Below are 26,525 nucleotides of genomic sequence, written 5' to 3'. Positions count from 1 at the left end.
AGCTCAGAAAAATCCCACAGCATATCTAGCGACATTCCTACGCAACGTTCTGTTTAAACATTAGTCATCGGCGAGGTGGAGACACCGCGCGACGATACCCAACAATAAATGGCTAATGGAGCTCTAACATGTTCAAGAAAAAAATGACTTCACTGATCCTGGCGGCAAGCCTGGCGTCGCTTGCTGGTGTAACTGCAGCGCAACCTATTGCAAGCACGATGAATTTCTGCACGAAAATTTCGGGCGCTATACCGGCCGGCACCGTAAACCCAGGTGAGCAACAGGTGATCTATGGTCCGTACACGGTCACATGCGGGACAACTTCCCATCACTTCAATGTGACCGGCGCTTCAGGACAAGTCCCTGTGTTCGTCCAACAGCTTCAAGCTGGCAGTTGGTCTTCGGTGACTGGTAAAACGTACGACCCGTCAGGCTTGTTCGGCGCTGGCACATTTCGACTGGTAATCGACAACGTACAAAGTCCTGTGCCGACCAGTTACTCAGGGAGTTACGTCGTCCCCATGTAACAGCTGAAAGCTTGGGGCACTCTAGTGGTGCCCCAAGCCCGAACTCATATCCTCAGGCGCGAATATTCACCAATGAACGCTCGCGAGGTCGCTTAGCATGCTCCTCCAGCGCCATCAGCACAGAAACCGCAGTGTTCAAATCCACCACGGCGCCTTTCGCCATCTCATTGCCTTGCTTGATAGCGCCCTGCAGTCGAACGAAGTGGTCGGTAAAAAATTCGTACGCATTGACCTCCTTGTCGATATTGATTTCTTTTCCCAGCGCATCGAACTCGACATTGATGCCGCCCATAGTGCCAATAAGGTCTCCATCAATAATTCCTTGCTCGGCCAGTAGAGCGCCGATATCCCTCAACTGCCGGTTACTGGTCTTACGCGGATCAAATCCAGCCAGATTGATGTTCAAGCCCTCCAGCTTTTTAACATCAGGAATGCTCTTGTCCGCCCAGTACTGACGTACTTTCTGCTTCACCGCTTCCTCTTGAGGGTTGAGGCCGGAGCGCACGTTAAATTGCTTGTCCGGGACAGCGCTGTATACCCTCAGCCGCTCTTGCACCTTACTCAAATTGCCAATCATAAAACCTCCTGAAAATCGGTTGATCCTCAGGCATGTCGGGCGACTGGGGGCGGGGTTTAGGCTGAAAAAGTGAAGACGGAATCATTGCCTCATTCAGAGACCGTTCCTACGTCGCGGCAAATAACCTTCCTACAAAAACGGCCAGTTCGATCGCCGAACTGGCCGCTTATTGATCAAAGCCTGATTAGGCAAATCTCTGCAGATTGGCCATCATTTCCTTGAGCGCTTCGACGTTGTCAGCCGGATGCACCGCATCGCTGAAGTCACTGATGGTTTGCCATTGCGCCGCGACGTCTTCCGGCGAAAAGCCTGCGTGCGGGTCGAATCCGGCGCCCAGGCTGCGCTCCCAGCGGACCTTGCCGATCCAGCCGCCGCCTACTTCATACAGGCCGGCGCTGTCCTGACACTGCTCGCTGCCCAGGTACACCACGAGTGGGCTGACCAGTTCAGGCTTGAGCAGCTCGAACACGCTGGCGGGGATCAGGCCTTCGGTCATGCGTGTGCCGCCGGTGGGGGCGATGGCGTTGACGAGGATGTTGTTCTTGCGCCCTTCAACCGCGAGCGTGCGCGTCAAACCATATAGGCCGAGCTTGGCCATGCCGTAGTTGGCCTGACCGAAGTTGCCGTAAATGCCGGAAGTGGACGAGGTGAAGATGATGCGGCCGTAGCCCTGATCCCGGAGATGGGGCCAGGCTGCGCGGGTGACTTTGTAGGCGCCTTCGACGTGGACGCGGTAAACCAGATCCCAGTCGGCGTCTTCCATTTTGGCGAAGCTTTTGTCGCGCAGAATGCCGGCGTTGTTGACCACGACGTCGACGCGGCCGAAGGCATCCAGAGCGTTCTGGACGATCTTGTCGCCGTCGGTGACCGAATCATGATTGGCAACCGCTTCGCCGCCCGCTTCACGGATTTCCGCGACCACCCGATCCGCCGCCGAGGCATTGGCCCCTTCGCCATGGGCCGAACCGCCGAGGTCGTTGACGATCACCCGCGCGCCGTGTTTCGCGAACAACAATGCGTGGGCTCTTCCCAACCCGCCGCCCGCACCGGTGACGATTACCACTTTGTCTTCGAAACGTACGGACTCGCTCATGCTGCTCTCCCCGATGATGAAGCCGGCTCTGCGCCCACGGCCCCTGACTCATCAGGAGCCATGAAGGGCAGCAGACGCGGGCGTGATGGTCGTCGAGTGTCAACGACTCGGCGCCGGGTCACAATCAACAGGGGACACGCTGAATGGTGGTCGATAACGCCGGGGGATGGCTCTGTCATGCCTCGGCAGAGACGGGGCATGGGCGCGCCATTCAGCTATTCAGCTATCAAGCCGGCCAATGAACTCCGCCAGCCACGGCTCGGCATCGCTTTCCGGGGTCACGGTTTCGCTGGCATCGAGTCGCAGCATTTCCTGCACCTCGCGGATCCCCAGTTCGCCGAACAGCTCGCGCATCAACTCGCCGCCTGCACAAAACGTGTCGCCATAACTCGCGTCGCCCAGGGCGATGACGCCGCCAGGCAGCCCGCGCCATCCAGCAGGCAGTACATCACGGATCTGGTGATAGAGCGGCTGAATGTTGTCCGGCAGCTCGCCCATTCCGGTGGTGGAGCTCACTGCCAGCAGAGCCTGGGGTGCAAAGGCCTGCAGATCGACAAGGGCAGCGCGCGGATTGAACAGCACCTCGTGCCCTGCATCCTTGATGATCTGTTGGGCGTGGCGGGCGACCTCTTCAGCCGAGCCATACACCGAGCCCGCAATAATCGCGACTTTCATGGGTTAATCCTGTGACGGGTAAAATCGTGCGGCATTATGCCCCAGCGCGGCGCGATGATGCCTGATAGGAGCGCCAGGTGATCAGAGCACCGCTGATGCAAATGGTTTTCAACGATGTCGGTCATCCCCTGTCCTATACTCTCAAGCAGTTCACGTTCAGATCGTCGCCGCAGATCCACGGCACGCCGAGTGGAAAAGCCTCGAGTTAAATGATCAACGGGCACACGCTCGGCTGGAGATGAAAATCCTGAAGGAGTAACATCCTGCAACTGACGAACGGTCGCAACCAACATGCGAACCATCTGTCTGCTCTCTCAATAACCGGTTATTCGAGCTTGGCCATGCAGCGCGACAATATCCTCACGCCGGATGAACTGGAGTTCATCCAGAACATGCAGCACAACCCCACGCTGAATTTGCGAGACAAATCCAGCAGTCTGGTGGTTAACGGCGGCGTGCAGATTCAAGATCTGCTGACCCGTCTCGCTGCCCATGAGCAAGTCACGATTCAGGCCCAGTTCGATAATCAGCAAATGACCTTCCCGCTGCATCTGGTCGAAGACGAGTTTCACGCGCTGCATCTGGAGCTGGGTGCGCCAAGCATCTTCGAGGAAGGCCCGCGCATTCGCCCATGGCGTCTGATCCTGCCTGAGCCGATTCCGCTGGAGACCGCAAAGGGCTCGCTCACCGCACTCTGGGTTCATGAAATCTCGTTCAAAGGCATCCTGCTGGAGATGCGCAAGCAGACCAAACCGCCGAAGTCATTCGCCGCGTGGTTCACGCCTCAGGGCTATGCGCCCATCGCCCTGCGTGGCAACTTCGAACGCCTGAACCATCATGGTCTTGCGGCGTATCGGTTGAGCCAGAACAGTAAAGAAGACACTGAACGTCTGCGTCAGTACATCCTTCAGGAACACCGCAAGATTCACCCCTCGATGCACCTCTAGGATTGCCTGATCAGGCGATCCCTCCCGGCACCCTCTTCCGTCCGACCAACACCTCTGGCTTTATCGCAGGTTTCAGGAATAATCCTTGCTTGCTTTTCCCAGTGAAGCTGACGCATCGCCACCACCCCGGCGACCTGTCATGTGATTTCCCTACCCGGGAAGTTCACTTGTTTATCGGAGATACACAATGTCTACCTCACCCGTCACGCTGATGGTTGCCCGTCGCGTCGCCCATGGCCGCTATCAGGAACTGATTGCCTGGCTGCATGAAGGCGAACAACTCGCTACAGACTTCCCCGGCTATCTAGGGTCAGGTGTGCTCGCTCCTCCGCCCGGGGATGACGAATTCCAGATTATTTTCCGCTTCGCCGATGAAGCTACCATGCACGCTTGGGAGCATTCTGCCTCCCGACGCTCCTGGTTGGTGCGCGGCAGTGGATTGTTTGCCAAGAATTCTGTTCACCGGGTGAGCGGCATCGACGGCTGGTTCGGCGCCGCTGGTCAGCGTCCGCCGCGCTGGAAGCAAGCCGTTGCCATCTGGCTGGCGTTCTTTCCGGTGTCGCTGATCTTCAACTTCGTGCTGGGGCCACTGCTCGGTCAGCTGGAGCTGTTCCCGCGCATCATGATCAGCACGTTGATCCTCACGCCGCTGATGGTGTTCTGGTTCATTCCGCTCTCGACCCATCTTCTGGCGGGGTGGCTGCACAGCAACGTGCCTGCTCAGGTCAGCGGAACAGAGCCGGCATCTACCCGCTAGCGCTCAGCGACAAACGCTTTCCCGATCTGGACGCCGCCGACCTGCGATGCAGTTGCCCGGCGTGGCGCCGCTTCAAAAACATGTACAGCCCTGTCGGTGTTGTACAAGAACCGACCGTTGGGGTAACTTTGCCCCACGGTCGTTTTCGATGGTGCACGCGAGCATCCACTGTTCGCCATTCAGCACCGACTCGCCCGACCTCTCTCCCCCGTTGATGAATGCGTGACGACCATGGCCTGCTCCCCTGCCCCTGTCTTGATCACTGGCGCCAGCCAGCGCGTCGGCCTGCATTGCGCCGAGCGTCTGTTGGCGGAAGGCCAGCCGGTGATCATCACCTACCGCAGTGAGCGGCCGGGCGTGCAACGCTTGAAGGCGCTGGGCGCGGTGATACTTCAGGCTGATTTTTCGTCGGAGACGAGCGTGCTGGACTTCATCGCCCGGCTCAAAGAGCAGACCGACAGCCTGAGGGCCATCGTGCACAACGCGTCCGACTGGCTGGCCGAAACGCCGGGGGACGAGGCGGATGTTTTCATGCAAATGTTCAACGTCCACATGCTGACGCCTTATCTCATCAATCTGCACTGCGCCGAGCTGTTGCGGCGCTCGGAGACGGCCGACATTATTCACATCAGCGACGATGTTACCCGCAAGGGCAGCAGCAAGCACATCGCTTACAGTGCCAGCAAGGCGGGGCTGGAAAATCTGACCCTGTCCTTCGCAGCCCGATACGCGCCCCATATCAAGGTCAACGGCATTGCCCCGGCCATGCTGATGTTTCAACCCGACGACGATGCGGCATACCGCGCGCGCACGCTGGAAAAATCGGCACTGGGGATCGAACCCGGCGCCGAGGTGATTTACCAGAGCCTGCGCTATCTGCTGGATAACCCCTACGTCACCGGCACCACTCTGACCGTAAACGGCGGACGGCACGTCAAGTAAGCCGCCCCGAGGAACCATTGATGACCCTGTCACTGCCACAGCATTACCGTGAAATCCTCGTCGGACTGGGTGAAGATCCTGAACGAGAAGGCCTGCTGGATACGCCCAAGCGCGCGGCCAAAGCCATGCAGTACCTGTGTCATGGCTACGAGCAGACACTGGAAAGGATCGTCAACGGCGCGTTGTTTGCCTCCGCGAGCGACGAGATGGTGATCGTCAAAGACATCGAACTGTATTCGCTGTGCGAGCATCACCTGCTGCCCTTCATTGGCAAGGCCCACGTCGCGTATATCCCCACCGGGAAAGTCCTTGGCCTGTCGAAAATCGCGCGCATCGTCGATATGTTCGCGCGGCGCCTGCAGATTCAGGAAAACCTCACTCGGCAGATCGCCGATGCGATTCAGGACGTGACCAAGGCCGCAGGCGTGGCCGTGGTGATCGAGGCTCAGCACATGTGCATGATGATGCGCGGCGTTGAAAAACAGAACTCGACCATGAACACCTCGGTGATGCTCGGCGCCTTCCGCGAGTCGACCACGACCCGCATGGAATTTCTGCAATTGATCGGACGGAGCAAGTAGTCCATGGCAAGACTCGAACCCGGCACCGCACGCATCAGGGTCAAAGACCTGTGCCTGCGTACGTTTATCGGCATCAACGAAGCCGAAATTCTCAACAAGCAGGACGTGCTGATCAACCTGACGATCCTGTACGCGGCGCAGGAAGCGGTGCGCGACAACGACATTGATCACGCGCTGAACTACCGGACCATCACCAAGGCCATCATCCAGCACGTGGAAAGCAACCGCTTTGCACTGCTTGAGCGCCTGACCCAGGAAGTGCTCGACCTGGTGATGACCCATGAGGCGGTGCAATACGCCGAAGTCGAAGTGGACAAGCCCCACGCGCTGCGTTTCGCCGAGTCGGTGTCGATCACTCTGGCGGCAGCCCGCTGAGTCCTTCGCTCGCCGGTGAAGGCCCACGCTTGCCCGGCCTGCCTGCCACTCTTATCATCCGCCCATCTTTACTTCCCACAGAGCACACCATGACCGAGCAACAACGTCTTGAACTCGAAGCCGCCGCTTTCCGCCGTCTGGTTGCGCACCTGGACAGCCGCAAGGACGTGCAGAACATCGACCTGATGAACCTCGCCGGTTTCTGTCGCAACTGTCTGTCCAAGTGGTACAAGGCCGAGGCCGACGAGAAGCACATCGACATCACGCTCGATGACGCCCGCGAAGTGGTTTACGGCATGCCGTACAGCGAGTGGAAATCCACGTACCAGAAAGAAGCCAGCACCGAGCAGCAAGCTGCGTTCGCCAAGGAACCCAAGCATGACTGACCTGCCCGGCCTGCGCGCCAGCCTCGCCAGCGGCAATCATCTGTTCGCAGACACCCTGGCCTTCATCGCCGCGCATTACGACTATCAGCCTCAGGCGTTCAGCAACGGCCCGGTGGAAAACGCCGCTGGCCAGAACGAAGGTTCGTGCAAGACCCTCGGCCTGGCGCTGCTGGAAGGCCTGAGCGATGAAGAAGCACTTCTGGCTTTTGGCGAGCACTACCGTTCTGTGCTCGATACACCGGACGGTTCGGACCACGGCAACATCCGCGCGCTGATTGCCAACGGGCTGGCCGGTGTGAAGTTCTCGGCCGAGCCGCTCAAGCCCAAGGCCTGACCGCGCGCTCGACGCTGATGGGGCCGTTTGCCCGACATAAAAAAACCGGCTCAATGAGCCGGTTTTTTTGCAACTGGAGGTCAGGTCAGAACGAAACGTTCGCCAGGCCGTCCAGGTAGCGCTCAACGTCCAGTGCAGCCATGCAGCCTGCGCCAGCCGAGGTGATTGCCTGACGGTAGACATGATCCGCCACGTCGCCGGCCGCGAAAACACCGTCAACGCTGGTGGCGGTCGCATTACCTTCGCGACCGCCTTGAACGACCATGTAGCCGTCTTTCAACGCCAACTGACCGTCAAACAAGCTGGTATTCGGCGTATGGCCGATGGCGATGAATACGCCGTCGACGGTCACTTCTGAATGGGTGCCGTCATTGTTCTTCAAGCGCGCACCGGTCACGCCCATGTTGTCGCCCAGCACTTCGTCCAGGGTGGCGTTGAGTTTGAGCTCGATCTTGCCCTCGGCAACACGTGCATGCAGTTTGTCGATCAGGATCTTCTCGGCGCGGAAGGTATCGCGACGGTGAACCAGGGTGACCTTGCTGGCGATGTTGGCCAAGTACAGGGCTTCCTCGACGGCCGTGTTGCCACCGCCGACCACGGCGACCGGCTTGTTGCGATAGAAGAAACCATCGCAGGTCGCGCAGGCCGACACACCTTTGCCCATGAACGCTTCTTCGGACGGCAGACCCAGATAACGGGCGCTGGCGCCGGTGGCGATGATCAGCGCGTCGCAGGTGTAAGTGGCGTTGTCCCCTTTCAGGCTGAACGGTTTGCCCGCCAGATCCACTGCATTGATGTGATCGAACACAATCTCGGTCTCGAAACGCTCGGCGTGTTCACGCATACGCTCCATCAAGGCCGGGCCGGTCAGGCCATGGGGGTCGCCCGGCCAGTTGTCGACTTCGGTGGTGGTGGTCAATTGACCGCCCGCCTGCATCCCGGTGATCAGCAACGGCTTGAGGTTGGCGCGCGCGGCATAGACTGCAGCGCTGTAACCGGCAGGGCCGGAGCCGAGAATAATCACTCGCGAATGACGTACATCAGACATGACACACTCCTATTGACCGGCCATCGTTACGCGTGGTCGGAGTCACTGGGTCTGAACCGGCGTACCGGTTGAGAGGGTTGGGACTGACGGGGCCTGTGGCTACACGGGGCGCCCGCCGATCCTGAAAACGAGAAGCTGCCACTCGGGGCACAGCAACGGTGAAAGTTGGCCGCAAGCTTATCGGGGCGGAGAAGATTAAGGAAATATCGTTTCACAATCCAGCTCATAGGCCAGCCCTATGTGCGTCCTCCGCTTTGCACATGCAGTCCTGCATAGACTTTATCGCTGCACGATTGTTTCAGCGAATGTCGCACCTGCAGCGGCGCTTCCGCCCTCGTCGCAAAGCCGGTAAGGTCGGCGCGATATCACTGCCTGGAGGCACACATGCCTGCACCCGTCCTGTCTGGCCCTCAATACCTGCGCGAAGGCCTGAAACTGGTCCTTAGCCCCGGCCTGCGTTTATTCGTCCTGCTGCCATTGGTTATTAATCTGGTGCTGTTCAGCGCCATGATCTACTTCGCCGGCCACGAATTCAGGCTCTGGGTTGACTCCTTCATGCCGACCCTCCCCGGCTGGCTCAGCTTTCTCAACTACATCCTGTGGCCTTTGTTCGTGGTGCTTGTGGCGCTGATGGTGTTCTTCACCTTCACCATGATCGCCAACATCATCGCCGCGCCGTTCAATGGATTTCTCGCCGAGAAGGTGGAAGTGGTGTTGCGCGGGACGGACGATTTTCCTGCCTTCAGCTGGGGTGAGCTGGTGGAAATGGTGCCGCGCACCCTGAGCCGGGAAATGCGCAAACTGGGCTACTTCCTGCCCCGCGCCATTGGCCTGTTCATCCTTTCGTGGATCCCCGTGGTGAACCTTGTCGCCGCGCCGCTGTGGCTGATGTTCGGCGTGTGGATGATGGCTATCCAATACATCGACTACCCCGCCGATAACCACAAAATGAGCTGGCAAGACATGCTCGCCTGGCTGCGTGCCAAACGGTGGCAAAGCATGAGTTTCGGTGGGATTGTTTATCTGGTGCTGCTGATACCGGTGGTCAACATCCTGATGATGCCGGCGGCGGTGGCAGGAGCGACGTTGTTCTGGGTGAGGGAGCGTGGTGCGGAGACGCTGGCGGAGCGCATTCGCTGATGCAGAGAAAAGGCCTCGAGTGAGGCCTTTTTTGTGTGAGACGCAGGGGTTCTATCAGTGTAGCCACTCGCTCATCTGGCTAAAGGCCACGGCTGGAAAAATACATTCTGATAGCTTCAATCATGACAACGATGATTATCACAACGACCCAGCACATTAAGCCCAGCATCGCCCATACACCTTCACCGAAGGTAGAACCACACTTGCAGTTACCCTCGGCGTCGCGGTTCAGCTGGTTAATGAACGACTGCACTCTGAGCATGATCAGGAACTGTGCGAACGTCGAAATGACGGATATCCCTAGCGGGATAAGCCCAAGGCCTGCCGAAGCGACGCCTTTCGAACCTGTTGCGATGTTGTGGACGAACACAACAAGTGACGGGGCGAGTGCCAGAAGAATCATACCTGCCGCAAGCGTGCCCCAATAAGGCATCCCCCGCTGCCCTTTCTCTTTCAGCAAAGCGTCAACCTTGCCAAACATGAACGGCATATAAATCAGTCCGAAAATGGCGCGCGGGACCGGCCAGATCGGTTTCGCCGAATACGCTTTGTACCGCGACCAGTTTTTGTAATACCAGTAGAGCCCATACAACCCGCAAGTGATGAACATCATCACCGTCAGCTTGACCAGCGACACGGTATAAAACGGCGGGCCGCTTGTAGGCAAAGCCGTCAAATCGGCAACAGGTGGCGCGTTGAATTGCTCGGACACAGTGTTTCCTCCAGAAGTGAGGCGACGCATGCTAAAGGCGGAAACACTCTTTTAATCAACCTTGAGAAAATCAGGACGATTCCTACGACAGTATTCGCCACGTCCCACAGCCTTCCTGTTTAACCATGGGCATGCCCACTCCGGGCGAGCATTTGCCGCCGCGTTCGATCGCCCGGCGTGTTCATCAGCAGGAGTTATATGCCCATGGATTCAACCCCACTGAACACCCTGATCAAAACCACTGTCAGTCCTGCGTCCTTTGTAATGGCCCGACAGAAGAAGCCGGAACCCCATGCCCCTGCGTTCATGCAGGCACTGGCGCAGGCGACTCAGCCGTTCGTTTCGAACACCCTCAAAGCTGAATCCGCGAACCTTGCCAGGCCCGCAGAACCCCGTTCGCGCCTGCAACTGACCAGCCTGAACCCGGTGCAGACCCATTACGTGCCAGAACCGGCTGCCTTTGAACGCACCGGCGAGTCGAGGCTTGTGCCCTTCGCTGTTGGTGGCTGACGCGTCCCGTGTCACCGCAGTCTTATTCGAACCTGACCGGGTCGGATGTCGCTCTCAAATCGGTCAGGTTCGAGCGACGCCAATTTCAAATCCCGGCCAGTCATTTGCAGTCACAAATCCATCACTGAACCGCCACACAAGCGCAACGACCCCCTCAGAAACTGATGTCATGAGTAAATCCCTGCGCATTACCCTGATCACCGAAACCTATGCCCCGGAAATAAACGGCGTGGCCAACACGCTCAGCCGTTTGTGCGACGGTCTGCGCCTGCGGGGGCATCGGGTTGAGGTGATTCGGCCACGGCAAAGCGAGGACGAGCTGCGCGCGGCCGGGGAGGATTTGATGTTGTGCCGTGGCTGGCCGATTCCGGGGTATCCCGGGTTGCAGTGGGGGCAGTCGTCGATGCACAAACTCCTGCGTCGATGGCAGCGCAATCGTCCGGACGTGCTGTATATCGCCACGGAAGGCCCGTTGGGGCTGTCGGCGCTGCGTGCCGCACGGCGACTGGGGATTGCCATCGTCAGCGGTTTTCACACCAACTTCCAGCAATACACCCGGCAGTACGGGCTGAGCTTCGTCACGCGCCTGCTGACGACCTACCTGCGCTGGTTTCACAACCGCTCCAACGCCACCCTGGTGCCCAGCTTCACGCAGAAAACCGAACTCGAACGCCGAGGCTTCGAGCGCTTGGAGTTGCTGTCCCGGGGCGTTGATTGCCAGTTGTTTCACCCGTCGAAGCGTTCGAGTGCGCTACGTGAAAGCTGGGGCCTTGAACCGGGCGATACGGCAGTCCTGCATGTGGGACGGCTGGCGGCGGAGAAAAACCTGGCGCTGCTGAAAATCACCTTTGACGGACTGGTGAGCACCTATCCCGAGAAAAACCTGCGCCTGGTGATTGTCGGCGACGGACCGGTCAGGCCGACGCTGCAACGTCAGCTCCCGAACGCCATCTTCTGCGGCACCCAGCGCGGTGATGCGCTGGCGGCGCACTATGCGTCGAGTGATCTGTTTCTGTTCCCGAGCCTGACTGAAACCTTCGGCAACGTCGTGCTGGAAGCGTTGGCGTCAGGGCTGGGGGTGGTCGCCTATGACGAAGCCGCAGCGGCCCAACATATTCGCCACGGCCACAATGGCGCGGTGGCGATGCCCGGGGATGAGGAAGGGTTCATCGACGCCGCACGCTGGATGCTGGAAGATGAAGAAACCTTGCGTCGGGTCAGGCTGAATGCCCGGCAACACGCGAGTCGTCAGGGATGGGCCGGGATTATCGACTCATTCGAGACTTATTTGCGCGCTGCGAGCGAGACGCGGGATGGAGTTGTTTTGGGGGTGTGAACGGGACAGTAGCGACCCAGCGATGTGTGCAGTCAGGGACAGATTAATTTACGGTGAAGCGCTGTAAATAAATCAGTCCCTTTTCTTGCAGTCCCTTTTCTTGCACTTCTTTCCTTCACTAGTCCCTTTCCTTCACTCCAATCGGCCCAGGGCTTCGCGGCTGAACGGCAGGATGTCGTGCTCGCGGCCTTCCTTCACTTTCATGGCCCAGTCCGGGTCGACCAGCAGCGCACGGCCGACTGCGACGAGATCGAACTCCTCGTCACCCAGACGCTTGAGCAGGTTTTCCAGGCTCGCGGGCTGAGCGACTTTGTCGGTGTTGACCATGAACTGCAGAAACTCGCCGTCCAGTCCGACACTGCCCACCGTGATGGTCGGTTTACCGGTGAGCTTGCGCGTCCATCCGGCCAGGTTCAGGTCGGAGCCTTCGAACTCAGGCTCCCAGAAACGCCGTGTCGAGCAGTGGAAAATGTCGACGCCTGCGTCGGAAAGGGGCTTGAGGAAGGCGTCGAGCTCTTCCACCGTTTGCACCAGCCGTGCGCTGTAATCCTGCTGTTTCCACTGCGAGTAACGAAAGATGATCGGATAATCCGGGCCCACTGCTGCTCGTACGGCCTGGATCAGTTCGATGGCAAAGCGTGAGCGGTGCGCGAGGTCTCCGCCGTACTCGTCGGTGCGCTGATTGGTGCCTTCCCAGAAGAACTGATCGACCAGATAGCCATGGGCGCCATGGATCTCGACGCCGTCCATGCCGATGGCCTTGGCGTCTTTCGCCGCCTGGGCGAACGCCGCGATGACCTCGTCGATGTCTTGCTTGCTCATGCCATGAACGACAACGTTGCCGTCCTTGAGCTTCTCGGTCGGGCCATAGGCCGGCACCGTGCCATCCGGCTCAGTGCCCAGCCGACGCACAGCGCCCACGTGCCAGAGTTGCGGCACAATCTTGCCGCCTTCTGCATGAACCGCTTCCACCACTTTGCGCCACCCCTCCAGCGCCGCGTCGCCGAAGAACTGCGGCACGTTGGGGTAGCCATTTGAAGCCTTGTGCCCGACCGTGGTGCCTTCGGTGATGATCAAACCAACGCCCGCAGACGCACGACGACGGTAGTACTCGATGACGTTGGAATTGGGTACGCCGCCGGGTGAAAACGAGCGGGTCATCGGCGCCATGACGATGCGCGTCGGCAACTCGAGGCTGCCCATATGGAAGGGTTTGAACAAGGCTTGAGCAGGCATGCAGGCGTCCTCGGCATTCTGGAAATATGATGAAGGTCATACAGAATGAGCCGAAGCGCAGGGGATACGAAGCACTATTGACTGGAGTGATTAAGGCTCAGAAGACGCGCAGCAAAGCGAAATACTAGGGCAGCGCCTTCTCGATCGCGCTCACCACCTTGGCGTCATCCGGGAGTGTACTTGGGGAGAAGCGTGCCAGAACGCGGCCATCCTTGCCGACGAGAAACTTCTCGAAATTCCAGGTGATGTCCCCGGGAAACTCGGCGCCTTCGCCTGCGAGCATTTGGTACAGCCGATGCCGGTGCGGTCCGTTGACGTCCAGCTTGTCGCCCAGCGGAAAGGTCACGCCGTAGTTCAGCGAACAGAACGCCTGAATCTCTTCCTGAGTACCGGGCTCCTGACCAGCGAACTGATTGCACGGCAACCCGAGAACGCTGAAGCCTTGATCCTTGTACTTCTGGTACAGGGTTTCCAGCCCGGCGTATTGCGGGGTCAGGCCACATTTTGACGCGACGTTGACCACCAGAACCACTTTGCCCTTGAGCGGCGCGAGGGGTAGCTCCTGGCCATCCAGAGCCTTCAACTTCAGCTCGTGAAATACACTCATGACGACTCCCCTAGAAACCCTTGGCCGAAAAAGGCGCCCTGTCAGACTGCAAAAACAAATGTTTTCACAAGACCGCGAGGACGCCTGGCCAGCTCACTCAGCTTAGCAGGACAATCAGTGGTGATGACCACCTTCGCCGTGCACGTGACCGTGGGCCACTTCTTCTTCGCTGGCATCGCGGATGTCGACGATCTTCACATCGAAGTTCAAGCGCTGACCGGCCAGTGGGTGGTTGCCGTCGACGGTGACGTCGTCGCCGTCCAGATCACGGATGGTCACGATCTGCATCTGGCCGTCCGGAGCGGAGGCATGGAACTGCATGCCGACTTCCAGTTCGTCGACACCTTCGAACATGCTGCGGTTCAGGGTGCTGACCAGTTCGGCGGAGTATTCGCCGTACGCGTCTTCAGGCTCGATGGCCACTTTCAGTTCGTCGCCGACTTCCTTGCCATCCAGTGCCTTTTCCAGACCCGGGATGATATTGCCTGCACCTTGCAGGTAAACCAGCGGCGCGCCGCCGGCAGAACTGTCGATGACCTCACCAGCGTCATTGGTCAGGGTATAGTCGATGGAGACAGCCTTGTTGGCGGCGATCGGCATGGGGCGAGACCTTTTGCAAATAGATATGAGCGGCCAAGTCTAACCAAGCAGTCGCGCGAAAGCGAACGCAACTCAGACGGACGGCCCCGATTGGAATCCCCTAGAGCTCCCTCCCCCCATTCAATCATTACCGGCTTTGTTCAGGACGAGTACGGTCATTGGGTGGTTGAACTGTCCTGCGGTCACACCCAGCATTTGCGCCACGACCCGCCTTGGCAATCCCGGTCCTGGGTGCTTGATCCGGCGCAGCGCCAGGCAACAATCGGCCAGTCCTTTCACTGCGGCTGGTGCGCGTCGGGGTCAGATAACGATAACCTTGGGCCCCCTTGAGACGCTGCGACTGAACAGCGTCCTGGTTTATCCGGTCCGATGGCTGAATTCATAGCGCCATGACCCTTGCACTGCTCATTTTCGAGAAGCCCGCATGCAGACTTTCTTTATCGCGCCCACAGATTTTGGTGTGGGCCTGACGTCCATCAGCCTGGGGCTGGTGCGCACCCTGGAGCGTGCCGGGCTCAAGGTTGGTTTTTTCAAGCCGATCGCTCAGCCTCATCCCGGGGACGTGGGCCCCGAACGCTCGACTGAACTGATCGCCCGCACTCACGGCCTCAAGCCGCCCAAGCCATTGGGGTTGAGCCACGTCGAGCGCATGCTCGGCGAAGGCCAGCTCGACGAGCTGCTGGAAGAAATCATCCAGCTGTATCAAGAGGCCTCGATTGGCCGCGACGTGCTGATCGTAGAAGGCATGGTCCCGACACGCAGCGCCAGCTACGCGGCGCGGGTCAACCTGCACATGGCCAAGGCGCTGGACGCGGAAGTCATTCTCGTATCGGCCCCGGAAAACGAAGTGCTGACCGAGCTTTCCGGCCGCGTGGAGCTGCAGGCGCAGATGTTCGGCGGCCCGAAAGATCCGAAGGTGCTCGGTGTGATCCTCAACAAGGTCCGCACCGACGAGAGCATGGAAGCCTTCTCGGCACGGCTCAAGGAGCACTCGCCACTGCTGCGCAGCGGTGATTTCCGCCTGCTCGGCTGCATTCCGTTTCAGGCAGACCTGAACGCACCGCGCACCCGTGACGTCGCCGACCTGCTCGGTGCGCAAGTGATCAACGCCGGCGATTACGAACAGCGGCGCATGTCGAAGATCATCATCTGCGCCCGCACGGTGCTCAACACGCTGCAACTGCTCAAGCCGGGCGTGCTGGTGGTCACACCGGGGGATCGTGATGACATCATTCTGGCCGTGAGCCTGGCGACGCTGAACGGCGTGCCGTTGGCCGGACTGCTGCTGACCAGCGACACCCTGCCCGATCCGCGCATCATGGACCTGTGCCGAGGCGCACTGCAGGCCGGGTTGCCGGTCCTGTCGGTGAGCACCGGTTCCTACGAGACCGCGACGCAGCTCAATCAGCTGAACAAGGAAATCCCCATCGATGACCGCGAACGCGCGGAGATCATCACCGATTTCGTCGCCAGCCACCTCGATGCCAACTGGCTGCATCAGCGCTGCGGCACGCCGCGTGAGATGCGCCTGTCGCCCGCAGTGTTCCGCTATCAACTGATCCAGCGCGCCCAGGCGGCAAACAAACGTATTGTGCTGCCCGAAGGCGCAGAGCCATTGACCGTGCAAGCGGCGGCCATTTGTCAGGCCCGCGGCATTGCCCGCTGCGTGCTGCTGGCCAAGCCCGAAGAAGTGAACGCCGTCGCGCGAGCCCATGGCATCGAACTGCCGCCGGGGTTGGAGATTCTCGATCCGGATCAGATCCGCGAGCGCTATGTCGGGCCGATGGTGGATCTGCGCCGCAGCAAAAACCTCAATGCGCCGATGGCCGAGCAGCAACTGGAGGATCCGGTGGTGATCGGCACCATGATGCTGGCCCTCGACGAAGTAGACGGGCTGGTGTCGGGGGTGATCCATTCGACCGCCAACACCATTCGGCCTGCCTTGCAGCTGATCAAGACGGCGCCAGGCTGCACCCTCGTTTCATCGGTGTTTTTCATGCTGTTTCCGGAGCAGGTGCTGGTGTACGGCGACTGCATCATGAACCCGCACCCGACCGCCACCGAGCTGGCGGAGATCGCCGTGCAGAGCGCGGATTCGGCCGTGGCGTTCGGCCTGTCACCGCGGGTGGCGATGATCAGCTACTCCAGCGGCAATTCCGCCAGCGGCGAAGAAGTGGAAAAGGTACGAGAGGCCACGCAACTGGCGCGCGAGACCCAGCGTGGTTTGTTGATCGACGGGCCTTTGCAATACGATGCCGCCGCCAACGAGCACGTCGCCCGGCAACTGGCGCCGGACAGCCCGGTGGCGGGTCGCGCCAATGTATTCGTGTTTCCGGACCTGAACACCGGCAACACGACGTACAAAGCGGTGCAGCGCAGTGCGGACTGCGTAAGCCTCGGCCCGATGCTGCAAGGCCTGCGCAAGCCGGTCAATGATCTGCCGCGCGGCGCTCAGGTCGACGACATCGTCTATACCATTGCACTGACGGCGATTCAGGCGGCCACGTTGCCGCAATAACATTGCGCTGCAATATCGCTTGCCCACAATAACCCCGCCGGGACCCACCGGCGGCCGACTGCCCCCCGGAGTTCGATTCACATGGATTTCCTGCCCGCCCCTTTGCGCGGCGTCATCGCCTCGTTGCTGTTGGCGCTCAACACAATTCTCTGCTGCACGCCGCTGTTCGTCGTTGCCATCTTCAAGCTATGCCTGCCCTTCCCGGCCGCGCAAAAGGTGACCGACTGGCTGATGAGCCACATCCACGAAGCGTGGATCAGCAATAACAACGTCTGGATGGACGTGATCGGTCACACCCGCTGGCACCTGAGTGGGCTGGACAGGCTGGACTATCAGCACTCGTACCTGGTGACGAGCAATCACCAGAGCTGGGTTGACATCATGGTGCTGCAGTACGTGCTCAACCGGCGCATCCGCCCGCTCAAGTTCTTCCTCAAGCAGGAGCTGATCTGGGTGCCGGTGATTGGCCTCGCCTGGTGGGCGCTGGGCTTTCCGTTCATGAAGCGCTACAGCAAGGCTTATCTGGCCAAGCACCCGGAAAAGAAAGGCAAGGACCTCGCCACCACCCGCCGCACCTGTGCGAAGTTTCGCAACAATCCGGTGGGCATTTTCAACTTCGTCGAAGGCACGCGCTTCACCGAAGCCAAGCACGCACAGCAGAACTCGCCATTCCGTTATCTGTTGAAACCGAAGGCAGGCGGCATCGCCTTTGTGCTGGACGCCATGGGCGAGCAGCTGGAATCCATCGTCAACGTGACCATTCATTACCCGGCCGGTCGGCCAGGGTATTGGGACTTGCTCTGCGGCAACGTGCGCGAAGTGGTCGCGCATTTCGAAGAAGTGCAGATCCCGCCGCAGTTCATTGGCAAAAGCTACGACCAGGACGATGCCTACCGCCTGGAGTTTCAGCAGTGGATCAATCGGCTATGGGAAGACAAGGACGCGTTGCTCGCGCAGATGCATGAGCGGTATCCAGGCTGAACGCTTGTAAACCACAAACAAAAACCCCGGCTCACTGGCCGGGGTTTTTGGTTTCACGTCACGCGTTTATTGCTGCTGTTGGTATTGCTGGCCAGGAATCGGCTTGAGGTTGACCTCAACACGGCGGTTCTGGGCGCGACCGTTGACGTCGGCGTTGCTGGCGATCGGCGAATCAGGACCGGCACCGCGCACCGACAGGTGAGCCGCATCAACCCCTTGGGAGGTCAGGTAGGTCGCGACGCTCTGGGCGCGCTGCTGCGACAGGTCCATGTTGTGCTGACGGCTGCCGGTGCTGTCGGTGTAGCCGACGATCTCAATCATGTTCTGGTTGTACTGCTTCAGCGAACCGGCCAGGTTATTCAGTGGCGAGTAGAAGCTGCTGGCAATGGCCGACGAATCAGTGGCAAACGTGATGTTGCCCGGCATCACCAGCTTGATGTTGTCGCCCTGACGTTGAACTTCAACGCCGGTGTTGGCCATGCTGGCGCGCAGTGCAGCTTCCTGCTTGTCGGCGTAGTAGCCGTAACCGGCAGATGCCGCGCCTGCTACGGCAGCGCCAATCAGCGCACCTTTGCCACGGTTGTTGTGATCGATGGCAGCACCGGCGACGGCGCCGGCCAATGCACCCAGGCCGCCGTACTTGGCGGTCTTGCTCATGCCGCCGGAGTTCTGCGCCTGCCCCTGATTGTCGTATGGGTTCTGCGTTGCGCATCCGGAAAGCACGGTCAGTGCGGTGGCAGCAATGATCAAACGGCGAAAGGTCAACATCAAGGAGAGCTCCTGTTTTGCTTTTCTACGGCCAAACATAAAGGCCGACGATTTGAGCAATTAGAGCATGCACCCCGTCAAAAATTCCTTAACGCGGGCTGAACCGCCAGTGCACGACCAAAGGCCGCATTACTTTACTCACAAAAGCAAATATTTAGGTGCGTTTTTGACATGCTGTTCATCGTATTTATTGACTGATCCGAACCTTGGTGGTTGCCCAGAATCTACATAAATCATTGATGCAGATGCGTTTATGGCAGCGCCACCCTAATGCACTCAAAATTTAACAGGGTTTAATTTCTCCAGCGCTTTCCTATACTGGCAATGCGCAAGTACTGGAAAGCGCAGTGATGAAGCACTCAACAAAGATCGCTCTCACTTTCAGGTAAGGCAGCGCTGTATAACCGCGCAAGAGCTGACTCTATGCTAAGAAAAATCCCCGTTTCCGACCTCACGCTGGGCATGTACATCCACGAGTTCTGCCGCCCCCGGATCAACGATCCGTTCTGGACCGCGCACGTCGAACGCGAACTCAGCGACGACGCGGTGTTGCGGCACATTCAGGCGTCGACCCGTGAAGTCTGGATCGATACCCATCTTGGCAAAAGCCCTGCCGACAGCTCGCCAGCCGAACAGATCTTCCCTGAGTGTCCCGACCCATCCGAAACTGCGCCGTGCAGCCTGGAAATGGAACTGGCCCGCGCGCGCCTGATTTGTGGGCGCGCGAAAGCGCTAGTGATGACCATGTTCAGCGATGCCCGCATGGGCCGGGCGATGAACACCGAAGACGTCGATCTGTTGGTGGAGGAAATTGCCACGTCCGTGATGCGCCACCCCCACGCACTCATCAGCCTGTCGCGCTTGAAGACGACCGATGAGTACACCTACATGCACTCGGTGGCGGTGTGCGCATTGATGGTTGCGCTCGCGCGGCAGATGGAGCTGGACGAGGATCAGGTGCGTGAAGCCGGCGTCGCCGGGCTGATGCATGACGTCGGCAAAATGATGATCGACTCGGCCATTCTCAATAAGCCTGATCGCCTCACCTACGAAGAATACGAAGTCATGAAGCACCATCCGCAGGCCGGTCTGGAAATCCTCCAGGGCTGCGAGCGGGTGACCCGACTGGTGATGGACGTGTGCCTGCATCATCACGAAAAAATCGACGGAAGCGGTTATCCCCACGGGCTGAAAAGTGACGAGATCAGTCTGCTGGCGAAAATGGGCGCTATCTGTGACGTCTATGACGCGGTGACTTCGGACCGGCCCTACAAGAAAGGCTGGGACGCCGCGCATTCGGTTCGCGAGATGGCATCCTGGAAAGGCCACTTCGATGCGACGGTATTCCAGCACTTCGTCAAGACCGTCGGTATCTACCCCGTGGGCGCGTTGGTTCGTTTGAAAAGCGAGCGTCTGGGCGTGGTGGTCGAGCAGGATGAAAAGTCCCTGCTGCACCCGAAAGTGAAGGTTTTTCTGTCTACCCGGACCCGCATGCCCTTCGAGCCGCACGTCATCAACCTCGCCTGCCCCTCGGTAAGCGATGGCATCCTCAAGTTCGAACTGGCTGAAGACTGGGGCCTTCTGGACGTGGTCAGCATGTGGGCGGGTCAGCCCGCCGCCTGAGTGTGCCGTCGGGCCGATCATGCATCAAAGGCTGGTCGCCGCCGGCCTGGGTCGCAACGGGATAATGCCGACCTGCATGCCGAAGGGTCTGAACACCGCGTTGAGGGTCTGCACCGTCGGATTCCCCTCGTCCTGCTCGATCTGGCGCAGCGTGCGCAACGAGATTTTGCACATGCGCGCGAACTGTTCCTGGCGCAATCCCGTGATTTCGGTCCGCAGCCGTTTGACGGCAGCGCCCATCGAAACGGTCCCGTCCAAAAGCTGCTCCCGAAGTTCGTCGAGGATGATGCCGCGCTGGCGTATGTCGTCGTTCATCGCAGGCCCCATCCCTTGAGCGTTGCATCCAGCTGCCCCAGCCTGATCCGTGGATGATTCAAGGTCTTTTGCGGCAAGCCCATTTCATTCAGCAAATCAGGCAATGCCCGCAGGCGTTCGGCATCGGTTCTGAGGCCCTCAAACAATTCGTCGGGGTCGGCCCATGGGGATAACGCCTGGCAGGCCTCACGCCAGTCCACTTCGCCGGCGCGTTCGATGGGGTCAGGCCATTTGGTGGTGCGCGTCACGCCTTCGTCGTCCATGACCATAGGCGCCAGGTCGTAAATCGGCGCCAGAGCGAGTCGCTGTTCATCGCGCAGGATCGACGTGTTGCGCCCATGGTTGTCGCTGTTTCCCAGAATCTGATTGATCAGGTCGCGCCTTACGTACTCGGCAACCATTTGAGGGATGCCCCCCTGCTGAGCATTCGCCGACCAGGCGTTAGCCAGCGCGGCGACGGCTTGCACGTGCGTCATGTACGCGCCGGGGCGGGTGATGTCGGCGAGCGAGTACACCGATTCGACAGCCAGCCGGCGCACGCCCTGTTCATCGACGCTGCGGTCGAAGCGTTTCATCCACAGGCTGGGCTTGCGGGCCTCTTCAAGGCTCATGCCATCACAGGGAACGGTGTATTCACCGATGCGTTGGAGGGCCTGGTAATAGCAGAACTCGCTTCTGAGAATGGTGCGATCCGTCTCGTTGCCTTTGTTGCGACAGAATTTCACGAACCAGTGTTGACGGACTTCGCTGTCGGCGAGCGTTGCATCAGGGTGCATGAGTCCTGCGGTGTCCTCGGCCAGCAACAGCTTGGGCGCCTCGCCGCCCGCTCCCGTCGCACCCCCTACGGCTGCGCCTTGTTCATACGCGTATTCGAAAAAGCGGCTGTCCCGAGCAACGACCTCACCCCGGTCAAAACCGATGCTGCTGGCCTTGGGCAAAGCTTCGAACGATTCCTTGATGCGCAGATGCCCGACGGGCGCAGGGGTGCAGCGCTGCAAGAGCACCAGATCGGCCGGGGTGTTTTCGCCTTCAGGCACTGCCAGACGCGCCAGCAGGAAACGGCGTGCCGCTCCCGCGGGAACGATGTCATGCAAAAACGCCGGCAGCCCCGCCGTTCTGAACAAATCCCAGCCCAGTGGAATTCGAGCGCTTACGGATGGCGAGGTGGGACGATCAAGCGCATCGAGGTGGTCAATTAGAAATGCCTGCTCATACGCAAAGCTGCACGGGCTGTTCTGCCCTGACTCTGGCTTCTCGATGTCGAAACGCATCGCATCGTGCCATCGTCCCGACAGGTAGAGTTGGAGGGTCAACTGCATGACAGGGCGCTCGGCAATTTAATGCCTAAACCTTAGGGCCTGAGCGCATAAAAGGCAATTAAATGCCTAAAATGGGTAGTATTTGAAAGAAAAGGATATTTAAGTGCCGATCGCTCAGCCCAGCAGTCCTAGCTCTTGCGCCCGGGCCACTGCTTGCGTGCGTCGCTCGACGCCCAGCTTGCCGTTGATGTGGCTGGCGTGGGTTTTGACGGTGTGCAGGGAAATGAACAAGCGCTCGCTGATCTCCTGATTGGAACAGCCTTGCGCGATCAACTGCAGCACGCTGAGTTCTCGGGCGCTGAGGTGGTCGCCGCCGTTGCAGCCGAGCGGTTCAGGGGTGACGCGCAGGCAAGGCAGCCTCTGACCGGGAGCAGCTTCAGGCAGTTGCTGAAGCAGGTAATCGACCAGCCGGCATGGGGGGCGTTTGTGCAGTTGCTCGCGCAGCCAGTCGGGATGACCACGAATCAGGCGCTGGAAGGGCAGAACCGCACCGCCCGAGGCGAGCAGAAGGCTCTGTTGAAACAGCTCATCTGCCTCGGGCCCGCGTGATGTGTCGAGCAACAACAGGATGCGCTGACTCAGCGCATTGAGTCCGAGCAGTCCTGCGCCGATCCGCCGGGCGTACTCAACCAGACTGAGCAGCCGCGCCATCGCCTCTTCGGTACGGCCCTGAACGTGGTCAAGAACCGCCCGCAGCGTTTCGATCTGTTGAGGCAGTTGCGGCGAGCATTCGGGGGCGGCGGCAGGTTGATTGCCGCCATAGGTCTGTCCCAGTCGCAGCAGCCAGGCGTCGGCCAGGTCGATACGGCCCTGGGCCAGCCACAGCTCGCATTTCGCGAGGGTGATCATTGCCAGGTAATAAACCGGCGGTACGTCCCAGATGTGCATCAGCCGCTCGGCCTCGGCCAGCTCGGCGAAGGCTTCGGCGTAGCGTCCTTCGCGCCCCTCCATTCCGGCAATCACGCAGTGGCCGATCAGCACGCTGATGTCACGGCAGGCGCGCGCCTCGGCGAGTCCGGCGCTCAAGCGCTCACGGCCTGCCTCCGGTTGAAGGCACTGCACCAGCAGATAACCTTCGTACAACGTCAGTCGCGCGCGCACCGCGTATAACTTTTGTGAAGACAGGCCGTTCAAACGTCTTAAGCCCTGGCGCACCTCCTCCATCGAGCGAAGCGTTTCGCCACGGGCCTGCAACGTGCGGGCCCGGTCGTAGTGCGCCAGTGCTTCAAACAACGGATTGGCCACCCGTTGCGCCAACTCCAGGGCGTCACGGTTCAGCGCCCGGGCGCGCCATAAATCTCCATCGGCGATGGCCAGATTCGCCAGCGTCGACAGGCACAGCAAACGCTGACCGTACCGCTTGGGCGGCAGACTGACCAACGCTTCGCTGCAATAACGTCGGGCCGTTTCACTGTCGCCGCGGCCTCGGGCGATGATCCCGCTGAGCGCCAGCCACTGGGCCAGCATTGAATTTTGCGCGGTCGCGGAAGGGGCCGGCAGGAATCGACTGAGGTGGTTGCCCAGTTCCTCGGCTGCGTCCAGCTGACACGCCAGGCCCAGGGCCCAGGCGTACAGCACGATCAAACGCGGCGTGCTGACCAGCAGGCTGTCGGGCAAGTCCATTTTCCAGCGCAGCAGCATGCCGACGTTTTGCTCGGCAAGCAGTTGTTCTTCGGACAGGTTCTGCACCAGATTGGCCGCCACATCCAGATGTCCCGCGCGCAACGCCTGCTCAATGGCTTCGTCGAGCAGCCCCTGGTCGCTGAACCAGCGGCAGGCATTCAGGTGCACGCGCCGTTGTTGCGGTGTGACACTGGGTCCGGCGCGCGCGCGCAGCAGGTCAGAAAACAAATGGTGATAGCGAAACCAGCGGCCATGCTCGTCCAGCGGGACCAGAAACACCTGATGGGCTTGCAGGTACCCAAGCATCTCATCGCTGTCATGACTGTCACGTGCGGCATTGCACAGGGCGCCGCTGAAGCGCTCCAGACACGCGGTTTCATAGAGAAAGGCCTGAACGTCGGCAGGCAAGCAATCAATGACCTCTTCGAGCAGGTAATCACGGATCAGCCCTTCCCCGCCGTTGAGCCCTTGGGTCAGCGCGTTACTCCCCGCTTCGTTGGCCGCCAGCAGCCAGAATCGCAGGCCGGCCACCCAACCTTCACTGCGTTGCAGCAAGGCGTGCAGTGCTTCATCGCTCAAGCCATGGCGCTGCGGATCCAGCACCGCAAGCGACTCGTCGTCGGTCAGACGCAGGTCCTGCTCGGACAACTCCAGCAATTGACGGGACAGCCGCAGCCGCGCCAGGTGCCAGTTCGGCCTCTGCCGGCTGGTGACCATGATGTTCATGCCCGCAGGCAGATGATTGAGCAGAAATTGCAGGCAGCGATCCAGCACGGGGCCCTGCACCAAGTGATAGTCGTCGAGCACCAGCAGCAGCGGTTTGCTCAGCATCAGGTGCATCGCCAGTTCGTCCAGCAAACCGTCCAGCCACTCTTCGAAGGCAAACGGCTGGTGACGCTGACGCATCTTCAGAAGGCCGAGCGCCTGGGCGCCGAGTTGGGGGAAAAACTGCTGGAGACCGCAGAGAAGACGTTCGAGAAAACGGCCCGGGTCGCTGTCCCGGTGGCTCAGACCCAGCCAGAGGTTCTGCCACTGATCGGGCAGGCTCTCGCAGAACTCCACCGCCAGTGAGCTTTTACCGAACCCGGCCGGCGCGCTGACCAACAAGAGGCGCCCGGACAGACCCGCACTCAGCCGCTCGCACAATCGAGGTCTCGATACATAACCTTCAGGCAATGGCGGACGGAAGAAACGGCCTTCCAACGCAGTGACGGCGTGATTTGCGAATCCTTGCAAACGCGACAGATCAGTCATGGCCGGCTCTTGTTGGAGTGCTTGTTGTTCGGCGTTCAGATGTCGGGAGACTAGCGGCTATGGGGAACCTTTTGAACATTGTTAGACGAAAGACTGTAAGAAAACGTATCCCATCAACAGGGCGAATGTTGGTTTATATGTCCGGGGAGGTACGTTCGGCGCCGTCGGGGGAATGCGGCATGTGGCAAAGGATCGCTGCGCAGGTCGCCTGAAGGCGGGACTCTGTCAGCGCGGGCAAAAAAACACCCCGATCGCTCGGAGTGTTTCCTTTCTGCTCCATGGGGATCAGCCATAGGGTAAGACAGCGGAGGACTTCAGTGCGCTGTAGCTGTGATCAACATTGCACGCTCTCCGCTTGTACGGTCAGCCGTTAGCGCACGCCTTCCTGGCGCAGCGCGTTGGGCGAGAAGTCGCTGGCAGTGGCGGTGAAGCCGAAGTCATACGCCCTCTTCTCTTCGTTCTTCATGCCCAGCGCCAGGTAGCGACCTGATTGCAAGTCGTACAGGGCTTCGAGGGCGTACCACGGCACTTGCTTGTCGTAGTAGTTTTCGGCGTGGGCTTCAGCCACGCGCCACAGTTGACCACGACCGTCGTAGTGATCGATGACCGCTGCCTGCCAGGTGTCTTCGTCGATGAAAAAGTCACGTTTGGCGTAGATATGGCGCTGGCCTTCTTTCAGCGTGGCGGTCACGTGCCAGACCCGACGCAGTTCATAGCGCGCCAGGTCCTGATTGATGTGGCCGGCCTTGATGATGTCGGCGTATTTCAATTTCGGATCGTCGAGCTTGTAGCTGTCGGACGCGATGTACATCTCTTGTTTGCCGATCAGCTTCCAGTCGTACCGATCAGGCGCGCCGTTGAACATGTCGAGGTTGTCGGAAGTACGCAGGCCGTCGGCGGCGGTGCCCGGCCCGTCATAGGACACTTGCGGCGCACGGCGTACACGACGCTGCCCGGCGTTGTAGACCCACGCCGCACGCGGCTCTTTGACCTGATCGAGGGTTTCGTGCACCAGCAGCACCGAGCCTGCCAGACGCGCTGGCGCCGTCACTTCCTGCTTGAAATAGAACAGGATGTTGCCCGGATTCTTTGGATCGAAATCCTTCATCTTGTCGCGAAAGACGAACTCATCGTGGAAGTACACCGGGTTGAACGAGCCGTTGGTCTGCGGCGTGGCCTGGGTGACCAGACGCGAGACGCTGCCGCCACGATAACGGGTGATGTGGTTCCAGATCACCTCGAGGCCGTCTTTCGGGATCGGGAACGGCACCGCGGTCTCGAAATTCTCCAGGCCGTTACCGCCGCCCACCAGCTTGGTCCTGGTGGCGTTGTTCTTGATCGCAGCGAACACGTCAGCCGGCACAGTGGCGCCACGGTGGGACGGGTAAACCGGCATTTTGTAGGTGTCCGGGTAGCGCTTGAACATCGCGTACTGGCCCGGGGCAAGTTTGTCCTTGTACTGATCCACGTTCTGCGCCGTGATGGTGAACTGCGCTTTTTCACTGGCGTATGGGTTGGCCAGGAAACCTTTGTCGTCCACCGCGCCCGCGTTGGTCGGCATCGGGCTCCAGGCCGGGATGGTGTTGGCAGCGTTGCCGGCTTTCTCCGCGCCCATTGGCGTCAGCGTGGTGCCCAGCTTGGCGGCTTCGGCGTCGGACACCGCCGCCATCACGCTGGTCGCCAGCAACGACAGCCCCAACACGCCCACATGCAACAGACCCTTCGTGATTTTCATTTTCAT

28 protein-coding genes and 1 pseudogene are annotated in these 26,525 nt (G+C 59.8%); 15 read left to right on the top strand and 14 right to left on the bottom strand.

Features of this window, described 5'->3' with window-relative positions; genetic code table 11:
• Positions 1–128 precede the first annotated feature (128 nt).
• Positions 129–527 (top strand): hypothetical protein, encoded by a 399-nt coding sequence (locus BBI10_RS22560; protein WP_065991877.1) that lies wholly within the window; start codon positions 129–131, stop codon positions 525–527.
• Positions 528–579: 52 nt separating this feature from the next.
• On the opposite strand, the gene BBI10_RS22555 is transcribed toward BBI10_RS22560, so the two are convergent.
• From BBI10_RS22555 to BBI10_RS27385, 4 genes are all read right to left on the bottom strand, one after another.
• The gene (locus tag BBI10_RS22555; protein WP_065991875.1) at positions 580–1,104 is read right to left on the bottom strand and encodes a hypothetical protein; all 525 of its coding nucleotides are present in this window, start codon (positions 1,102–1,104) and stop codon (positions 580–582) included.
• Between the two features lie 184 nt (positions 1,105–1,288).
• Entirely contained in the window at positions 1,289–2,197 is a 909-nt protein-coding gene (locus BBI10_RS22550) for an SDR family oxidoreductase (protein WP_065991873.1), read from the bottom strand.
• Between the two features lie 219 nt (positions 2,198–2,416).
• Positions 2,417–2,872: a flavodoxin gene (locus tag BBI10_RS22545; RefSeq protein ID WP_065991870.1), complete on the bottom strand. Its 456-nt coding sequence runs from the start codon at positions 2,870–2,872 to the stop codon at positions 2,417–2,419.
• Positions 2,869–3,165, bottom strand: coding sequence for a hypothetical protein (locus BBI10_RS27385; protein WP_141695250.1), 297 nt, complete (start codon positions 3,163–3,165; stop codon positions 2,869–2,871). The genes BBI10_RS22545 and BBI10_RS27385 overlap by 4 nt, the downstream gene beginning before the upstream one ends.
• Positions 3,166–3,213: 48 nt before the next feature.
• Between BBI10_RS27385 and BBI10_RS22540 the strand changes: the two genes are divergently transcribed.
• The 7 genes from BBI10_RS22540 (at position 3,214) to BBI10_RS22510 (ending at position 7,194) form a co-directional block, all read left to right on the top strand.
• Complete coding sequence (locus tag BBI10_RS22540) at positions 3,214–3,819, top strand: hypothetical protein (RefSeq protein WP_065991868.1); 606 nt, start codon at positions 3,214–3,216, stop codon at positions 3,817–3,819.
• Between the two features lie 187 nt (positions 3,820–4,006).
• On the top strand, positions 4,007–4,576 hold the full coding sequence (locus BBI10_RS22535; protein WP_065991866.1) for an antibiotic biosynthesis monooxygenase: 570 nt from the start codon (positions 4,007–4,009) through the stop codon (positions 4,574–4,576).
• A 231-nt stretch (positions 4,577–4,807) separates the two neighbouring features.
• Positions 4,808–5,518 (top strand): dihydromonapterin reductase, encoded by a 711-nt coding sequence (folM, locus tag BBI10_RS22530; RefSeq protein WP_065991864.1) that lies wholly within the window; start codon positions 4,808–4,810, stop codon positions 5,516–5,518.
• A gap of 20 nt (positions 5,519–5,538) precedes the next feature.
• The gene (folE, locus tag BBI10_RS22525; RefSeq protein WP_065991862.1) at positions 5,539–6,099 is read left to right on the top strand and encodes a GTP cyclohydrolase I FolE; all 561 of its coding nucleotides are present in this window, start codon (positions 5,539–5,541) and stop codon (positions 6,097–6,099) included.
• A gap of 3 nt (positions 6,100–6,102) precedes the next feature.
• Complete coding sequence (folX, locus tag BBI10_RS22520) at positions 6,103–6,474, top strand: dihydroneopterin triphosphate 2'-epimerase (protein ID WP_065991860.1); 372 nt, start codon at positions 6,103–6,105, stop codon at positions 6,472–6,474.
• A gap of 89 nt (positions 6,475–6,563) precedes the next feature.
• The gene (locus tag BBI10_RS22515) at positions 6,564–6,860 is read left to right on the top strand and encodes a DUF1244 domain-containing protein (protein ID WP_065991857.1); all 297 of its coding nucleotides are present in this window, start codon (positions 6,564–6,566) and stop codon (positions 6,858–6,860) included.
• The gene (locus BBI10_RS22510) at positions 6,853–7,194 is read left to right on the top strand and encodes a HopJ type III effector protein (protein ID WP_065991855.1); all 342 of its coding nucleotides are present in this window, start codon (positions 6,853–6,855) and stop codon (positions 7,192–7,194) included. Before BBI10_RS22515 ends, BBI10_RS22510 begins: the two co-directional genes overlap by 8 nt.
• 85 nt (positions 7,195–7,279) lie before the next feature.
• Here the strand turns inward: BBI10_RS22510 and trxB are convergent, their stop codons facing one another.
• Positions 7,280–8,242, bottom strand: coding sequence for a thioredoxin-disulfide reductase (trxB, locus tag BBI10_RS22505; RefSeq protein ID WP_065991852.1), 963 nt, complete (start codon positions 8,240–8,242; stop codon positions 7,280–7,282).
• Positions 8,243–8,626: 384 nt separating this feature from the next.
• On the opposite strand from trxB, the gene cysZ reads away from it, so the two are divergent.
• Entirely contained in the window at positions 8,627–9,382 is a 756-nt protein-coding gene (gene cysZ, locus BBI10_RS22500; RefSeq protein WP_065991850.1) for a sulfate transporter CysZ, read from the top strand.
• A gap of 79 nt (positions 9,383–9,461) precedes the next feature.
• Here the strand turns inward: cysZ and BBI10_RS22495 are convergent, their stop codons facing one another.
• The gene (locus tag BBI10_RS22495) at positions 9,462–10,094 is read right to left on the bottom strand and encodes a hypothetical protein (RefSeq protein ID WP_065991849.1); all 633 of its coding nucleotides are present in this window, start codon (positions 10,092–10,094) and stop codon (positions 9,462–9,464) included.
• Between the two features lie 204 nt (positions 10,095–10,298).
• Between BBI10_RS22495 and BBI10_RS22490 the strand changes: the two genes are divergently transcribed.
• Together BBI10_RS22490 and BBI10_RS22485 are read left to right on the top strand one after the other, a co-directional pair.
• Entirely contained in the window at positions 10,299–10,604 is a 306-nt protein-coding gene (locus tag BBI10_RS22490; RefSeq protein WP_065991848.1) for a hypothetical protein, read from the top strand.
• A 169-nt stretch (positions 10,605–10,773) separates the two neighbouring features.
• Positions 10,774–11,940 carry a glycosyltransferase family 4 protein gene (locus BBI10_RS22485; RefSeq protein WP_065991847.1) on the top strand — a complete coding sequence of 389 codons (1,167 nt, stop codon included), beginning with the start codon at positions 10,774–10,776 and terminating at the stop codon, positions 11,938–11,940.
• Positions 11,941–12,072: 132 nt separating this feature from the next.
• Here the strand turns inward: BBI10_RS22485 and BBI10_RS22480 are convergent, their stop codons facing one another.
• The 3 genes from BBI10_RS22480 to BBI10_RS22470 all read right to left on the bottom strand — a co-directional run bounded on the left by BBI10_RS22480 (position 12,073) and on the right by BBI10_RS22470 (position 14,383).
• Entirely contained in the window at positions 12,073–13,176 is a 1,104-nt protein-coding gene (locus BBI10_RS22480) for an NADH:flavin oxidoreductase (RefSeq protein WP_065991846.1), read from the bottom strand.
• Positions 13,177–13,300: 124 nt separating this feature from the next.
• Positions 13,301–13,783, bottom strand: coding sequence for a glutathione peroxidase (locus tag BBI10_RS22475; RefSeq protein ID WP_065991844.1), 483 nt, complete (start codon positions 13,781–13,783; stop codon positions 13,301–13,303).
• A 114-nt stretch (positions 13,784–13,897) separates the two neighbouring features.
• Positions 13,898–14,383: an FKBP-type peptidyl-prolyl cis-trans isomerase gene (locus BBI10_RS22470; RefSeq protein WP_065991842.1), complete on the bottom strand. Its 486-nt coding sequence runs from the start codon at positions 14,381–14,383 to the stop codon at positions 13,898–13,900.
• Between BBI10_RS22470 and BBI10_RS26865 the strand changes: the two are divergent.
• The 3 genes and pseudogenes from BBI10_RS26865 to BBI10_RS22460 all read left to right on the top strand — a co-directional run bounded on the left by BBI10_RS26865 (position 14,352) and on the right by BBI10_RS22460 (position 17,882).
• Positions 14,352–14,713: pseudogene (locus BBI10_RS26865) on the top strand (DUF3565 domain-containing protein). The gene BBI10_RS22470 and the pseudogene BBI10_RS26865 overlap by 32 nt on opposite strands.
• Before the next feature lie 94 nt (positions 14,714–14,807).
• The gene (pta, locus tag BBI10_RS22465; RefSeq protein ID WP_065991837.1) at positions 14,808–16,901 is read left to right on the top strand and encodes a phosphate acetyltransferase; all 2,094 of its coding nucleotides are present in this window, start codon (positions 14,808–14,810) and stop codon (positions 16,899–16,901) included.
• A gap of 81 nt (positions 16,902–16,982) precedes the next feature.
• Positions 16,983–17,882 carry an acyltransferase gene (locus BBI10_RS22460; RefSeq protein WP_065991836.1) on the top strand — a complete coding sequence of 300 codons (900 nt, stop codon included), beginning with the start codon at positions 16,983–16,985 and terminating at the stop codon, positions 17,880–17,882.
• A 66-nt stretch (positions 17,883–17,948) separates the two neighbouring features.
• On the opposite strand, the gene BBI10_RS22455 is transcribed toward BBI10_RS22460, so the two are convergent.
• Positions 17,949–18,650, bottom strand: a complete 702-nt coding sequence (locus BBI10_RS22455) for an OmpA family protein (protein WP_065991834.1) — start codon at positions 18,648–18,650, stop codon at positions 17,949–17,951.
• Positions 18,651–19,073: 423 nt separating this feature from the next.
• Here BBI10_RS22455 and BBI10_RS22450 point away from each other — a divergent pair, with 423 nt between their 5' ends.
• Positions 19,074–20,273, top strand: a complete 1,200-nt coding sequence (locus tag BBI10_RS22450; RefSeq protein ID WP_065991827.1) for an HD-GYP domain-containing protein — start codon at positions 19,074–19,076, stop codon at positions 20,271–20,273.
• 24 nt (positions 20,274–20,297) lie between these two features.
• Here BBI10_RS22450 and BBI10_RS22445 read toward each other — a convergent pair whose 3' ends face one another.
• From BBI10_RS22445 to BBI10_RS22430, 4 genes are all read right to left on the bottom strand, one after another.
• On the bottom strand, positions 20,298–20,588 hold the full coding sequence (locus tag BBI10_RS22445) for a helix-turn-helix domain-containing protein (RefSeq protein ID WP_065991825.1): 291 nt from the start codon (positions 20,586–20,588) through the stop codon (positions 20,298–20,300).
• On the bottom strand, positions 20,585–21,907 hold the full coding sequence (locus BBI10_RS22440; RefSeq protein ID WP_065991823.1) for a type II toxin-antitoxin system HipA family toxin: 1,323 nt from the start codon (positions 21,905–21,907) through the stop codon (positions 20,585–20,587). Before BBI10_RS22440 ends, BBI10_RS22445 begins: the two co-directional genes overlap by 4 nt.
• Before the next feature lie 114 nt (positions 21,908–22,021).
• Positions 22,022–24,784, bottom strand: a complete 2,763-nt coding sequence (locus BBI10_RS22435; RefSeq protein ID WP_065991821.1) for a LuxR C-terminal-related transcriptional regulator — start codon at positions 24,782–24,784, stop codon at positions 22,022–22,024.
• Between the two features lie 370 nt (positions 24,785–25,154).
• Complete coding sequence (locus tag BBI10_RS22430; RefSeq protein ID WP_065993153.1) at positions 25,155–26,519, bottom strand: DUF1329 domain-containing protein; 1,365 nt, start codon at positions 26,517–26,519, stop codon at positions 25,155–25,157.
• Between the last annotated feature and the right edge of the window lie 6 nt (positions 26,520–26,525).

The sequence above is a fragment of the Pseudomonas graminis genome, from assembly GCF_001705435.1.
Classification (GTDB): domain Bacteria; phylum Pseudomonadota; class Gammaproteobacteria; order Pseudomonadales; family Pseudomonadaceae; genus Aquipseudomonas; species Aquipseudomonas graminis_B.
The sequence above is the reverse complement of the archived record's forward strand: the minus strand, read 5'-3'. Positions and strand labels throughout refer to the sequence as shown.